General features: G+C 64.4%; 15 protein-coding genes. 7 read left to right on the top strand and 8 right to left on the bottom strand.

Features of this window, described 5'->3' with window-relative positions; all coding sequences use genetic code 11:
* Positions 1–313 precede the first annotated feature (313 nt).
* Positions 314–439: a hypothetical protein gene (locus tag ACESMD_RS07940; RefSeq protein ID WP_372611988.1), complete on the bottom strand. Its 126-nt coding sequence runs from the start codon at positions 437–439 to the stop codon at positions 314–316.
* Between the two features lie 110 nt (positions 440–549).
* Here ACESMD_RS07940 and ACESMD_RS07945 point away from each other — a divergent pair, with 110 nt between their 5' ends.
* Positions 550–1,464 (top strand): AEC family transporter, encoded by a 915-nt coding sequence (locus ACESMD_RS07945; protein WP_372611990.1) that lies wholly within the window; start codon positions 550–552, stop codon positions 1,462–1,464.
* A 15-nt stretch (positions 1,465–1,479) separates the two neighbouring features.
* Here the strand turns inward: ACESMD_RS07945 and trmB are convergent, their stop codons facing one another.
* From trmB to thiS, 3 genes are read right to left on the bottom strand one after another with little or no spacing between them, the layout of a single operon-like run.
* Positions 1,480–2,226, bottom strand: a complete 747-nt coding sequence (gene trmB / locus ACESMD_RS07950) for a tRNA (guanosine(46)-N7)-methyltransferase TrmB (protein WP_372611992.1) — start codon at positions 2,224–2,226, stop codon at positions 1,480–1,482.
* Between the two features lie 43 nt (positions 2,227–2,269).
* Positions 2,270–3,067 carry a thiazole synthase gene (locus tag ACESMD_RS07955; protein ID WP_372611994.1) on the bottom strand — a complete coding sequence of 266 codons (798 nt, stop codon included), beginning with the start codon at positions 3,065–3,067 and terminating at the stop codon, positions 2,270–2,272.
* A 24-nt stretch (positions 3,068–3,091) separates the two neighbouring features.
* Complete coding sequence (gene thiS, locus ACESMD_RS07960) at positions 3,092–3,295, bottom strand: sulfur carrier protein ThiS (protein ID WP_372611996.1); 204 nt, start codon at positions 3,293–3,295, stop codon at positions 3,092–3,094.
* Between the two features lie 100 nt (positions 3,296–3,395).
* Between thiS and ACESMD_RS07965 the strand changes: the two genes are divergently transcribed.
* Positions 3,396–3,800, top strand: coding sequence for a DUF423 domain-containing protein (locus ACESMD_RS07965; RefSeq protein ID WP_372611998.1), 405 nt, complete (start codon positions 3,396–3,398; stop codon positions 3,798–3,800).
* Here the strand turns inward: ACESMD_RS07965 and ACESMD_RS07970 are convergent.
* Both ACESMD_RS07970 and ACESMD_RS07975 read right to left on the bottom strand, forming a co-directional pair.
* Positions 3,776–4,189, bottom strand: a complete 414-nt coding sequence (locus ACESMD_RS07970) for a PaaI family thioesterase (protein WP_372612000.1) — start codon at positions 4,187–4,189, stop codon at positions 3,776–3,778. The two genes, ACESMD_RS07965 and ACESMD_RS07970, sit on opposite strands and share 25 nt — an antisense overlap.
* A 114-nt stretch (positions 4,190–4,303) precedes the next feature.
* Positions 4,304–6,490, bottom strand: a complete 2,187-nt coding sequence (locus tag ACESMD_RS07975; protein ID WP_372612002.1) for a malate synthase G — start codon at positions 6,488–6,490, stop codon at positions 4,304–4,306.
* Positions 6,491–6,683: 193 nt separating this feature from the next.
* Here ACESMD_RS07975 and ACESMD_RS07980 point away from each other — a divergent pair, with 193 nt between their 5' ends.
* The gene (locus ACESMD_RS07980; RefSeq protein WP_372612004.1) at positions 6,684–7,667 is read left to right on the top strand and encodes an alpha/beta hydrolase; all 984 of its coding nucleotides are present in this window, start codon (positions 6,684–6,686) and stop codon (positions 7,665–7,667) included.
* Entirely contained in the window at positions 7,664–8,158 is a 495-nt protein-coding gene (locus ACESMD_RS07985; RefSeq protein ID WP_372612006.1) for a hypothetical protein, read from the top strand. The genes ACESMD_RS07980 and ACESMD_RS07985 overlap by 4 nt, the downstream gene beginning before the upstream one ends.
* Positions 8,159–8,170: 12 nt before the next feature.
* Here the strand turns inward: ACESMD_RS07985 and ACESMD_RS07990 are convergent, their stop codons facing one another.
* Both ACESMD_RS07990 and ACESMD_RS07995 read right to left on the bottom strand, forming a co-directional pair.
* Positions 8,171–9,676, bottom strand: a complete 1,506-nt coding sequence (locus ACESMD_RS07990) for a YifB family Mg chelatase-like AAA ATPase (protein WP_372612008.1) — start codon at positions 9,674–9,676, stop codon at positions 8,171–8,173.
* A gap of 67 nt (positions 9,677–9,743) precedes the next feature.
* A complete protein-coding gene (locus tag ACESMD_RS07995; RefSeq protein WP_372612010.1) occupies positions 9,744–10,073 on the bottom strand; it encodes an accessory factor UbiK family protein in 330 nt (109 codons plus the stop codon).
* Positions 10,074–10,360: 287 nt separating this feature from the next.
* Here ACESMD_RS07995 and ACESMD_RS08000 point away from each other — a divergent pair, with 287 nt between their 5' ends.
* The 3 genes from ACESMD_RS08000 (at position 10,361) to glnK (ending at position 12,185) form a co-directional block, all read left to right on the top strand.
* On the top strand, positions 10,361–10,699 hold the full coding sequence (locus ACESMD_RS08000; RefSeq protein ID WP_372612012.1) for a P-II family nitrogen regulator: 339 nt from the start codon (positions 10,361–10,363) through the stop codon (positions 10,697–10,699).
* 44 nt (positions 10,700–10,743) lie between these two features.
* Entirely contained in the window at positions 10,744–11,694 is a 951-nt protein-coding gene (locus ACESMD_RS08005) for a hypothetical protein (protein ID WP_372612016.1), read from the top strand.
* Positions 11,695–11,846: 152 nt separating this feature from the next.
* Positions 11,847–12,185: a P-II family nitrogen regulator gene (gene glnK, locus ACESMD_RS08010; RefSeq protein WP_372612014.1), complete on the top strand. Its 339-nt coding sequence runs from the start codon at positions 11,847–11,849 to the stop codon at positions 12,183–12,185.
* Positions 12,186–12,237: the final 52 nt, after the last annotated feature.

Here is a 12,237-nt window from a genome sequence, read left to right on the forward strand (position 1 = left end):
CACGTGTAGACGGTGCCCAGTGAGATGCTTTCCTGCTCGGCCACCTCTTTGGGGCTGAGGTGGTGTGGTGGCAGCAGCTTGGCCACAACCACCTGGCGGCGTTCCTCGGAATAGCGAGGCATGAGTGTCTCCTTTCGCCCCTTGGTCGGTTTATAGGAACAGGGTATCAGAGGGTACGACACTCATCCTGACACTGGGGGCCTCGGAGGCCATCATCGGCACCACCGATCAGATACCGGTAACCGCCGACGCCACCAATGACCAAGGGCCAGCAAGAACACCGCCCCCAGTCCCATCCAGATACCCTTGCGTTTCATCGCCCAGGTCGCTCCACATCAAAGTCGAAACGGCTCCCCAGTCGGCCATCGGCGGTTTCCACCACCACTCTGGCCTGCCAGGGCATGACAGCATCGGTGCCGTTCTGGAAATCTGGCGGCATGGCCGTGTCACACGGCCTTCCATCGAGGCAAATTGACGGTAAGCTTATCAGCATTTGTCCTGGCCCGACTGTGCAATGATGTCGCAGGGCCCATGCAGAAGGAAGGCTGGATGGAAGGAGTGACAAGCGCACTGGGACCCTTGTTCCTGTTGATACTACTGGGTGCCCTGCTGGGGTGGCAGCGCCAGCCCGGAGGCGATTTCTGGCCGCGACTGGAGCGGCTGGTCTATTTCCTGCTGTTTCCCGCCATGCTGGTCTCTACGCTGGCCACCGCCGACATGGGCCAGGTGCCCGTCATTCGCCTGGCGCTGGCCTTGCTGGGTGCCATCGGCCTGTTCGCCCTCCTGCTGTGGTGCCTTCGCGGAAGGCTTCGCCTCGACGGCCCGGCCTTCACCTCGGCCTTACAGGGGTCGCTGCGCTTCAATACCTATGTCGGCGTGGCCGGGGCGGCCGCCCTGCATGGCGGCGCGGGGACGACGGTGGCCGCCGTGGCCGTGGCCCTGATGGTGCCGGTGGTCAATGTGCTCTGTGTGGCCAGTTTCATCGCCGCCGGCACCCTGGGGCCCTCCAGCCTCGGCAAGAGCCTGACAGCGCTGGTTCACAATCCGCTGATCCTGGCCTGCCTGACCGGCATTGGCCTAAACCTCAGTGGCATCGGCCTGCCCGGCTGGAGCGGTCCCAGCGTGGAGCTGCTGGGTCGCGCCGCCCTGCCACTAGGCCTGGTCGCCGTGGGGGTAGCCCTGCGTCCGGCCGCCCTGATTCGCCTGGACCGGGGAGTCTGGATCACCAACCTGGTGAAGCTGGTGCTGATGCCCGCCCTGGTATTGACCCTCGCCCTGGCAATGGGGCTGGATCCGGTTACCCGGGATATCGCGCTGCTCTTCGCCGCCCTGCCCACGGCTACCTCGGCCTATATACTCTCCCGCCAGCTGGGTGGCGACGCGGAGTTGATGGCCGCCCTGATCACCGGCCAGACGCTGCTGGCCATGGTGACGCTGCCACTCTGGCTGCAGCTGGCCGGGTGACTCGTCCCGTATGGCTCAACCGAGTCGGCGGTAGATCAAGTCCCTGACGCCGTGGCCCAGCTTCTCGCCGCGGACCTCGAACTTGGTCAGGGGACGAAAATCAGAATGTGGCACATAAGGGGCCGTCTCGGCGGTAGCCGTGTTGCTGAATCCCGGTGCGGCTTCCATCACATCGGCCATCCACTCGGCATAGGCCGCCCAATCGGTGGCCAGGTGGAAACGGCCTCCGAGCTTGAGGCGAGTCCGCACCAGCTCGACGAACGCCGGCTGGACGATACGTCGCTTGTGGTGCTTCTTCTTGGGCCAGGGGTCGGGAAAGAACAGCTGCAGGGTAGCGAGACTCGCCTCGGGCAGGCACTGGTCGAGAACCGCCAGGGCGTCTTCCCGGTAGACACGCAGGTTGGTCAGGCCACGCTTGTCGGCCTCGTCCAGCAGCTTGCCGACGCCGGGGGCATGCACCTCGATGCCAATGAAGTCTGTCTCCGGATGGGTCGCGGCCTGCTCGATCAAGGATCCCCCCATGCCGAAACCGACCTCCACCACCTGCGGCGCATCGCGGCCGAAAAGTGCGCGGAGATCCTGGCGGCTGTCGGCCAGGGTCAGGCCCAGCCGCGGCCAGACCTCCTCCAGTCCCCGTGTCTGGGCCTGGGTGGCCCGCCCGGCTCTCAACACATAACTCTTGATGCCCCGGCGATGCAGGGGAGCCCCGGTGGCGTCGGGTCCCTTGGTGGAAGCGGGATTCTCGTGTCGCGATAGCGTCATGGGGTCGTTGGATGCTCGTGAGGAGAAACAGGGGTCGACGGATTCAGCCATTGATCCGGCCGGCAAAGGGCGAGGACGCCTCGGCGCTCTGGCGGCGCGGCATGCGACCGGCAAGAAAGGCCTCCCGGCCGGCCTCCACCGCCTTCTTCATCGCCCCGGCCATGAGGACCGGCTGGCGGGCATGAGCGATGGCGGAGTTCATGAGCACGGCGTCACAGCCCAGTTCCATGGCCTGGGCGGCCTCGGAGGCGGTGCCGATCCCGGCATCCACCAGCACGGGAACGCTGGCCTGTTCGATGATCAGGCGGATGTTGTAGGGATTCTGGATACCGTGGCCGGAGCCGATCAGCGAGCCCAGGGGCATGATGGCACAGCAGCCGAGGCGCTCGAGTTCCCGGGCAACGATGGGGTCGTCACTGGTGTAGACCATGACGTCGAAGCCGTCCTTGACCAGTTCCCGAGCCGCCTCGAGAGTCTCCACCACGTTGGGATAGAGGGTCGCGTCGTCGCCGAGCACCTCGAGCTTGACCAGGTTGTGGCCATCGAGCAGTTCGCGGGCCAGCTTGCAGGTGCGCACCGCATCCCTTGCCGTATAGCAGCCGGCGGTATTGGGCAGAAGGGTGTAACGCTCCGGGGGCACGGCATCCAGGAGGTTAGGCTCTCCGGCATCCTGCCCCAGATTGGTGCGACGGACGGCGAAGGTCACGATCTCGGTGCCGCTAGCGCTGATGGCCTCGGCTGTCTCGTCGAAATCCTTGTACTTCCCGGTACCGACCAAGAGGCGTGAGGCGAACTCGCGCCCAGCGATACGCAATGGCTGGTCCTGGACAAGATCACTCATCTTTGACTCCTGTATTGCCGGCGATTATCCACCGCCGATGGCATGGACGACTTCCACCCGATCCCCCTCTCCGAGGCGGGTCGAACCGTGCTCGCTGCGCGGCACAATCTCTTCGTTGACCTCCACGGCGATACGCTGTCCGGCCAATCCCAGGGATTCAACCAGTTCGGCAACCGAGCGGGTCGCTGGTTCCAGGGTCAGGGCTTCGCCATTGAGCTGGATCTGCATGGCATCCTCTCCCTCTTGACGGGTGTTGCAGGGTCCATATTGTAGCCGGTTAGGGCCTGCCGGGGTACGGTAGGCGGCATTCGACGACAAGGAGACGGCCATGCAGGACAGAGGCTGGTGGCTGGGTGCCGCCCTCTCGGGCGCCCTGGTGGTAATAGCCGGTGCCTTCGGCGCCCACGCCCTGGCGGGACAACTGGAGCCGCGGCTGGCGGCCGCCTTCGAGACCGGCGTGCGTTATCAGGCCTGGCACACCCTGGGCATTATGGGCGTACTGGCCTGGCGAGCTCCCTGCCCCCTGGCAGGTCAGCGGCTCGTCCTCGGGCTATGGGCCGCAGGCATGCTGCTCTTCTCGGGTTCCCTGTATGGCATGGCGTTGAGCGGGGTTCGCGGCCTGGGCATGGTCACCCCTGTCGGTGGTCTTCTGCTGATCGCGGGCTGGCTGGCCCTGGCCGTCTGCGTGATACGCGCACGGCCGCTCGATCAATCGGCGTCGGGAAGCACATAGGTCGCGGTGACCAGGGCCACGGGCTCCTCATCACCAGCGGAGAACACCTGAACCTCGCCGACGGCGAGACGGCGACCCAGCTTGACCAGGCGAGCGTTGGCGATCAGGTCGCGATCCCCCCGGGCGCGCCGCAGGAAACGACAGTGCAGGTCGCTGGTCACCGCCATGGGCTCGGGGCCGATCTCCGCCAGGATCGCCACATAGAGGCAGACGTCGGCCAGGCCCATCAGGGTCGGGCCGGAAACGCTGGCACCGGGTCGCAGGTGTTCGTCCTCGACGGCCAGACTCATGGTCGCCCGCCGGTGATCGACGCCCTCGATGGTTCCTACCCGCTGGGGAAAGACGTCATCGAGGAAGTCCTCGATAGCGGCGGCGGTCATCACGGTCATCGCTGTACTCCTGGCGGCTTGGGTGGCACCCCGATGGCGTTGACACGACCATAACCCAAAGCGCCCCGGAGGGGTATCCGGTGCGCCTGGGTGATGCGACTCGCGTGTCGTTGGTTACTTGGCCTTGTGCACTGCGCGCCAATGGTGCAGCAAGGGCTCGGTATAGCCGGAGGGCTGCTCTCGACCCTTGAAGATCAGGTCGCTGGCGGCCTTGAACGCCGTGGAGGCCTCGAAGTCGGCACTCATGGGCGTATAGTCGGGGTCAGCGGCATTCTGCTTGTCGACCACCTTGGCCATGCGCTCCAGGGTCCGGCTGACGCGCTCTGCGTCCACTACGCCATGATGCAGCCAGTTGGCGAGCAGCTGGCTGGCGATACGCAGGGTCGCACGGTCTTCCATCAGGCCCACGTCATGGATATCCGGCACCTTGGAACACCCCACGCCATGCTCGACCCACCGCACCACATAGCCGAGGATCCCCTGGCAGTTGTTGTCGAGCTCCTGCTGGATTTCCTCGTCCTTCCAGTCGGGATTCTCGGCGACCGGCACGGTCAGGAGATTGTCGAGCAATTCCTCCATCAAGGGGGCGTCACCCTGTCCTTCCAGTTCACGCTGGACAGCGGCCACATCCACTTGATGGTAATGCAGTGCGTGCAGGACGGCAGCGGTGGGTGAGGGCACCCAGGCGGTGTTGGCGCCGGCCTTGGGGTGGCCGATCTTCTGTTCCAGCATATCGGCCATCAGGTCCGGCATGGCCCACATGCCCTTGCCGATCTGGGCACGCCCGCGCAAGCCGCAGGCCAGGCCGGTCAGGACGTTACTGCGCTCATAGGCCTTGATCCAGGCGGAACTCTTCATGTCGCCCTTTCGGATCATCGGACCGGCCTCCATGGCAGTATGCATCTCGTCACCGGTACGATCCAGGAAGCCGGTGTTGATGAACACCACCCGACTGGTGGCCTCGGCGATACAGGCCTTGAGATTGACAGAGGTTCGACGTTCCTCGTCCATGATACCCATCTTCAGGGTGTTGCGACGCATCCCAATGACGTCCTCGACGCGACCGAAGAGTTCATTGGAAAAGGCCACTTCCTTGGGGCCATGCATCTTCGGCTTGACGATGTACATGGAGCCGGTGCGGGAATTACGCGGCTCGCCTTCACCCTTGTTCAGGTCATGCAGGGCGATCAGCCCGGTCATGACGGCATCCAGAATACCTTCGGGCACTTCGTTGCCATCGGCGTCCAGCACCGCGGGGGTGGTCATCAGGTGGCCGACGTTGCGCACGAACATCAGCGAGCGGCCCTGCAGCACGACCTCATGGCCTTCGGTATTGGTCCAGCGACGGTCGGCGTTCAGGCGACGGGTGATGGTCTTGTCGCCCTTGACGACCTGCTCTTCCAGGTCGCCTTTCATCAGGCCCAGCCAGTTGCGGTAGACGCCGACCTTGTCCTCGGCATCGACCGCCGCCACGGAGTCTTCGCAGTCCATGATGGTGGTCACGGCAGCCTCGACAACCAGATCCTTGACGCCCGCCGGATCGGTCTTGCCGATCGGGTGATTGGGGTCGATCTGGATCTCCAGGTGCAGACCATGGTTTACCAGCAGCACGGCATCCGGTTTGGCGGCATCGCCACTGAAGCCGACCAGCTTGCCCGGATCCTTGAGGCCGGTCTCGCGCCCCCCTTCCAGGCTCACCACCAGGTGGCCATCGCGCAGCACATACTTGACGGCATCGTGGTGGGAGCCGGTGGCCAGGGGAGCGGCACGGTCCAGAACGCCGCGAGCGTAGGCAATGACCTTCTCGCCACGCTTGGGATTGAAGCTCGTGCCCTTCTCGGCGCCGTGCTCCTCGGAGATGGCATCGGTGCCGTAAAGGGCATCGTAGAGGCTACCCCAGCGCGCTTTGGCCGCGTTAAGCGCATAGCGGGCATTGTTGACCGGCACCACCAGCTGGGGACCGGCCTGAACGGCAATCTCGCGGTCTACATCAGAGGTGGTGACGCTGACCCTGGCGGGGACGTCGACCAGATAACCGGTCTTCTCGAGGAAGGCGCGATAGGCGGGCATATCACGCACCGGGCCGGGATTGTCGCGATGCCAGCCCTCGAGCGCTTCCTGCAGCCGATCACGTTCAGCGAGCAGTTCTCGATTCCTGGGTGTCAGATCATGGAAGAGGGCATCCACACCCGACCAGAAGGCCTCGGTATCGACGCCGGTGCCAGGGAGTGCCTGCTCGGCAATGAAGCGGTCCAGCTCGGCGGCCACCTTGAGGCGGTGGTGAGTGACGCGTTCGGTCATGGGTGGATCTCCTTGTACTTGGTGCCGAACGGGTGTCGCATCGATCGGCGGGAATCAGGGTTTAGAAACAACTTCAGCCAATTTTGTGGAAAATAATTCCATTTGTAAAGCCGAACGACCCTGCAGATTGAAGGGAATCGGTGGCTCCACCACTGGCTTGAGGCTAGCATGTCCAGGCGATGCGGAGGATGCGATGAGTGACTTTACCCCACTGCAGGCCCTGGGCCCCGTCAGCCTGGTCGACCTGACCAACCTGGTGTCCTCCAGCGACGACCTGGAGCGTTATCTGGGCCACTATGGCCTGGCCCCGCTTCTCGTCGAGCATGTGGGACTCTATGTCGGCTATGTCGATACCGACCGATTCCGCCTCTGGACCCAGGTCTGGAGCCCTGCCCGACCCGTGGGCACCGCCTTCGTGGTGCATGGCTATTTCGATCATCTGGGCCTCTATCGGCACCTGCTGAAGCGCCTCCTGGATCGCGGCTGGCGGGTCGTGCTCTGGGATCTCCCGGGCCACGGCCTCTCCAGCGGCCCGCGGGCCTCCATCAATGACTTCGATGATTATGGCTGTTGCCTGCGCGCCCTGCAGGAGCATCTCGCCGGGGAAGGCCTCGCTCCACGCCCCTGGCTCGGCGTCGGTCAGAGTACCGGGGCGGCGATACTCGCCACCGATGCCCTCGAACGTGGTGACGACGGTCACTGGGCCGGGCTGGCCCTGCTCGCCCCCCTGGTGCGTCCCTGGGGCTGGAACCAGTCCAGTTGGTTACACCTGCTGATGGGCCCCTTCGTGAGCTCGATCCCGCGCAAGTTCCGCAACAATTCCACCGATGATGACTTCTCCACCTTTCTGCGAGAGCAGGACCCTCTCCAGTCCGACCGTCTGACCATGGAGTGGGTCAGCGCCATGCGCCGCTGGATGCCTCGCCTGCTGGCGATGCCCCCCAGCCAGGTACCCACCCTGATCATGCAGGGCGAGCAGGACCTGACCGTGGACTGGGAATGGAATCTGACGGTACTGGAGCGCAAGTTCCCTCGGGCCGAGATCCACCGCCATTCCGACGCTCGGCATCATCTGGTCAACGAGTCCGAACCCATCCGCCAGACCCTTTTCGACGCCCTGGACCGATTCGTCCTGGCCCTGGAGCCCGCTTCCCCCCCGGAGACGCCTGACCCATGAGTCATTCTCTCAAGGCCATCCTGACGTCACTGTTGATACCCCTGCTGATCGTCGGCTGTGCGAGCAGTCCCGAACGACCCGAGACCCCTCGCCAGGCGCTGTTCGGCCTCAGCCAGCGAGCCGCCAGTCGCCTCATCGAGATGTCCCCTCTGCCCCATCCGCCCTCCGACCAGGTCCTGCTGCTGTCGATTTCCGAGGTCGCTCCCGGCTTCGGGTTCGGTACCCAGCGAGTACAGGAAAGCCTGATGCGGGCGCTGCTGGGCCTCTCCAACGGTCCTCAGGTCCTCGACTGGGCCGGCACTATCGGCGAGGGCGCGAAGGACAACCAGTGGCGGCTGGACAGTCGCCTGGAGGCGGACGGCCCTCGACTGACACTCTCCGACAGGACACTCCTGCCCTACCGACTGAGCCTCACCCTGCGTCGGCCGGGCAGCGACGCGCCCCTTTGGGCGCATGAGATCCAGGGGGCCTTCGATGCCACTGCCCTCTGAAACCACGGGCGTTCACCTCTTCAGGAGGCGGTCCAGCTGGCGATAACCGATGGCCTCGATCAACTGGTCGCGCTCGGGCCGCGGCGCCCCGGCAAGATCAGCCAGGGTCAGCGCCACTCGCAATACCCGGTGATAGGCCCGCGCCGAGAGCCTCAGGCGTTCCAGCACCTGGGCCAGCCAGGCGCGATCGCCGGATTGCAGGGCACAAGCTCCCTCCAGATCGCGACCGGCGAGCTGGGCATTGAGACAACCGCGTGCCAGCTGTCGCTGCCGGGCCGCCACTACCCGCGCACGGACCACCGAAGATGACTCCCCGGACTCGCGGGAAGTGAGCTGCTCGGGCGGCAGCGCCGGCACCTCTATCTGCAGGTCGATTCGGTCAAGCAAGGGCCCCGAGACACGGGCCTGGTAACGCTGTATCTGAGCCGGCGTGCACTGGCAACGCTGGCGCGGATCTCCCAGGTGGCCACAAGGGCAGGGATTCATTGCCGCGACCAGCTGGAATCGAGCCGGATAGCGCCGCTCGTGGCTGGCCCGGGCGATATGGATTCGCCCGGATTCCATGGGCTCGCGTATCACCTCCAGCACATGGCGGCTGAATTCCGGTAACTCGTCCAGGAAGAGCACGCCATGGTGGGCCAGGGAAATCTCGCCGGGTCGGGGCTTCGAGCCGCCGCCCACCAGAGCCACGGCGCTGGCGGTATGGTGTGGGGCCCGGAAGGGCCGCCGCCCCCACTCGCTGCGCAGCGGCAAGCCACAGACCGAACGCACCGCCGCCACCTCCAGAGCCTCCTCATCCGAGAGGGGCGGCAGGATTCCCGGTAGGCGACTGGCCAGCATGGTCTTGCCGGTACCCGGTGGACCGGCAAACAGCAGGTTGTGCCCTCCGGCCGCGGCCACCTCCAGGGCCCGCCGCGCCTGATGCTGGCCGCGAACGTCGTGCAGGTCAGCCCCATGATCGCCGACAGATGGCCGATCAGGAAGTCGATGGGGAGTAATGGGGTCCTGGTCGAGAAGATGGGCGACCACCTCGAGCAGGTGGCCGGCCGGCAACACCTCGAGTCCCCCGGCGAGCGCCGCTTCGTCGGCATTGTCATATGGCACGATCAAGCGCCGCCCGGCATCCCGGGCGGCGAGCGCCAGGGGCAGTACTCCGGTCACCGGGCGCAGTCGACCGTCCAGCGCCAGCTCTCCCACGCACTCCACACCCTCGAGTGCCTCCAGGGGAACCTGTTCCGAGGCCACCAGCAACCCAAGCGCTATGGGCAGGTCAAAGCGCCCGCCTTCCTTGGGCAGATCGGCGGGCGCCAGGTTGAGGGTGATGCGACGGGTAGTGGGGAAGTCGAAGCCGGCATTGACCAGGGCACTGCGCACCCGTTCGCGGCTCTCCCTCACCGCGGCTTCGGGCAGGCCCACCAGGGTCATCCCGGGCAGGCCATTGGCCAGGTGTACCTCGACCTGGACTTCAGGTGCTTCCAGGCCCAGACCGGCCCGGGTGTGGATGATGGCAAGCGTCATCTGCGGTCCCTCAATGATCGTCTGCCTTCAGGCTAGCGCACACGACGCCGTACCGCCCGGCCAGGTCTCAGCGATCCGGCTCACCGCCGCCGGCATCCTCCTCCCGCTCGGGGTCTTGATCGATCATGGGTGTCGAGACGCTCGACGGTTGTTGTGCCTGCAGGGCCTCCTCCAGGGCGGCAACTCGCTTCTCCAGCGCCTCGACCCGACTGCGGGTACGCTGGAGCACATCCATCAGGATGTCGAAATCCTCCCGCGACACCAGTTCGAGACGATCGAAGGCGCCGCGTACCACCTGGTGGATACCTTTCTGGATTTCCTCGGGTGCCTGCGAGGCGCCCTGCAGTCGATCACCGATCTGCTGGGCCAATCGGCTGAGGGGATCTTGTCTTGCCATGGGGTCTCTCCTGGGGAATGGGGCCACTGTGTCAAGGATACGCAAGGCAAGGGAAAGACGCATTCCCGTCTTTTGCGCTGTTCTGGTGCATATGAAGTGGTAGTTGCGTCCATTGTGGTGCAATGACCGGGGGCCGTGGTTCGCCAGTGTCGAAAATTACATCAAAATATTGCTTTACACCCTTATTATACAAGGGTTTTAACCATAACTGGCATGATTTGCGCATCGAGAGTGCAGTCATGTTCTGACGGTAAAAGGCCGTCGCCAACCAGTAATGGAGACACGGGATGAAGCTCATCACCGCCATCATCAAGCCATTCAAGCTCGACGATGTTCGCGAGGCGCTGGCCGACAACGGCGTCCAGGGCATCACCGTCACAGAGGTCAAGGGGTTCGGCCGCCAGAAGGGCCACACCGAGCTCTACCGGGGTGCCGAATACGTGGTCGATTTCCTGCCCAAGGTCAAGGTCGAGGTCGCCGTCGACGATTCCCGTCTCGAAGGCGTTCTCGATGCCATCTGCAACGCCGCCAACAGCGGCAAGATCGGCGACGGCAAGGTCTTCGTCACGCCCCTGGAGGATGTCATCCGCATCCGCACCGGCGAGCGCGGCGCCGATGCCGTTTAACGACGCCTACGAATTTCCTGAACGGAGACTTACGCATGAATGATATTCCTCAACTTACCGAGCTGATGTACGCGGTCGACACCTTCTACTTCCTCATCTGCGGCGTGCTGGTGATGTGGATGGCCGCCGGCTTCTCGATGCTCGAGGCCGGCATGGTGCGCTCCAAGAACACCGCCGAGATCCTTACCAAGAACATCGCCCTGTTCGCGATCGCCTGCACCATGTATCTGATTCTCGGGTACTACCTGATGTATTCCAGCAGCGCGGGTGGCTTCCTGCCCAACCTGGGCTTCCTGATCGGCGGCGAGAACACCGTGGATGCCATCACCGCTGGTGGTGAAGACGCGCCCTATTACTCCATGCGCTCCGACTTCTTCTTCCAGGTGGTGTTCGTGGCAACCGCCATGTCCATCGTCTCGGGGGCGGTCGCCGAGCGCATGAAGCTGTGGGCCTTCCTTGCCTTCGCCGTGGTGATGACCGGTGTCATCTATCCCGTGTCCGGCTACTGGACCTGGGGCGGCGGCTGGCTCGCCGAAGCGGGTTATTCTGACTATGCCGGCTCGGGCATCGCGCACTTGGCAGGCGCCACTGCGGCCCTGGCCGGCCTGGTCGCCATCACCGCCGATCCGCTGTCGCCCGGTGCCGTAGGCGCCTCCCTCATCGGGGCCGTCGGTGGCCTGATCGTGGTAGCCGCCATCGTCACCCTGGACAAGCTCAAGATCGATGACCCGGTGGGTGCCATCTCTGTCCACGGTGTGGTGGGCATCTGGGGTGTATTGGTAGTCCCGCTCTCCAATGGCGATGCCAGCTTCGGCGCCCAGATCATCGGCATCCTCGGCATCTTCGCCTGGGTCTTCGCTGCCAGCCTGGTCGTCTGGCTGATCCTCAAGGCCATCATGGGCATCCGGGTCAGCGAAGAGGAGGAATACGAGGGCGTCGACCTCGCCGAGTGTGGTCTGGAAGCCTATCCTGAGTTCAGCGCCCCCAAGAAGTAAGACCCGGATTCGAGCAAGCGCACATACTCCCACTGGCCCCCTCACGGGGCCTTTTTTCTTCCCGGGCTGCACGGTGTATGCTTGAGGGCGAGTTGCCCAGGCAGTGCCAGACTTCCCGAGACCGACATACGGAAAGGACGAGGACAGAGACCATGAAACTGATTACCGCCATCATCAAACCCTTCAAACTCGACGACGTGCGGGAATCACTTTCCGAGATCGGCGTCCAGGGCATCACCGTCACCGAGGTCAAGGGCTTCGGCCGACAGAAGGGTCACACCGAGCTCTATCGTGGTGCCGAGTACGTCGTCGACTTCCTGCCCAAGGTGAAGCTGGAGGTGGCCGTGGACGATGACATGGCCGAGAAGGTGATCGATGCCATCACCCAGGTCGCCAATACCGGGAAGATCGGCGACGGCAAGATCTTCGTCACCCCGCTGGAGCAGGTGATCCGCATCCGCACCGGCGAGATGGGAAAAGATGCTGTCTAGATAGCATCACCCAGGTCGCGCCGATACATTCAGGAAGATCGGCGACGGCAAG

The sequence above is a fragment of the Halomonas sp. genome (assembly GCF_041689495.1).
Classification (GTDB): domain Bacteria; phylum Pseudomonadota; class Gammaproteobacteria; order Pseudomonadales; family Halomonadaceae; genus Halomonas.

Excerpts from the sequence above, each read along its gene's own strand:
- ACESMD_RS07970 (WP_372612000.1), bottom strand. The coding sequence starts at position 4,189 with ATGACCGTGATGACCGCCGCCGCTATCGAGGACTTCCTCGATGACGTC.
- ACESMD_RS07985 (WP_372612006.1), top strand. The coding sequence starts at position 7,664 with ATGAGTCATTCTCTCAAGGCCATCCTGACGTCACTGTTGATACCCCTG.
- ACESMD_RS07990 (WP_372612008.1), bottom strand. The coding sequence starts at position 9,676 with ATGACGCTTGCCATCATCCACACCCGGGCCGGTCTGGGCCTGGAAGCA.
- ACESMD_RS07940 (WP_372611988.1), bottom strand. The coding sequence starts at position 439 with ATGCCGCCAGATTTCCAGAACGGCACCGATGCTGTCATGCCCTGGCAG.
- thiS (WP_372611996.1), bottom strand. The coding sequence starts at position 3,295 with ATGCAGATCCAGCTCAATGGCGAAGCCCTGACCCTGGAACCAGCGACC.
- ACESMD_RS07955 (WP_372611994.1), bottom strand. The coding sequence starts at position 3,067 with ATGAGTGATCTTGTCCAGGACCAGCCATTGCGTATCGCTGGGCGCGAG.
- ACESMD_RS08000 (WP_372612012.1), top strand. The coding sequence starts at position 10,361 with ATGAAGCTCATCACCGCCATCATCAAGCCATTCAAGCTCGACGATGTT.
- ACESMD_RS07975 (WP_372612002.1), bottom strand. The coding sequence starts at position 6,490 with ATGACCGAACGCGTCACTCACCACCGCCTCAAGGTGGCCGCCGAGCTG.
- glnK (WP_372612014.1), top strand. The coding sequence starts at position 11,847 with ATGAAACTGATTACCGCCATCATCAAACCCTTCAAACTCGACGACGTG.
- ACESMD_RS07995 (WP_372612010.1), bottom strand. The coding sequence starts at position 10,073 with ATGGCAAGACAAGATCCCCTCAGCCGATTGGCCCAGCAGATCGGTGAT.
- trmB (WP_372611992.1), bottom strand. The coding sequence starts at position 2,226 with ATGACGCTATCGCGACACGAGAATCCCGCTTCCACCAAGGGACCCGAC.
- ACESMD_RS07965 (WP_372611998.1), top strand. The coding sequence starts at position 3,396 with ATGCAGGACAGAGGCTGGTGGCTGGGTGCCGCCCTCTCGGGCGCCCTG.
- ACESMD_RS07945 (WP_372611990.1), top strand. The coding sequence starts at position 550 with ATGGAAGGAGTGACAAGCGCACTGGGACCCTTGTTCCTGTTGATACTA.
- ACESMD_RS07980 (WP_372612004.1), top strand. The coding sequence starts at position 6,684 with ATGAGTGACTTTACCCCACTGCAGGCCCTGGGCCCCGTCAGCCTGGTC.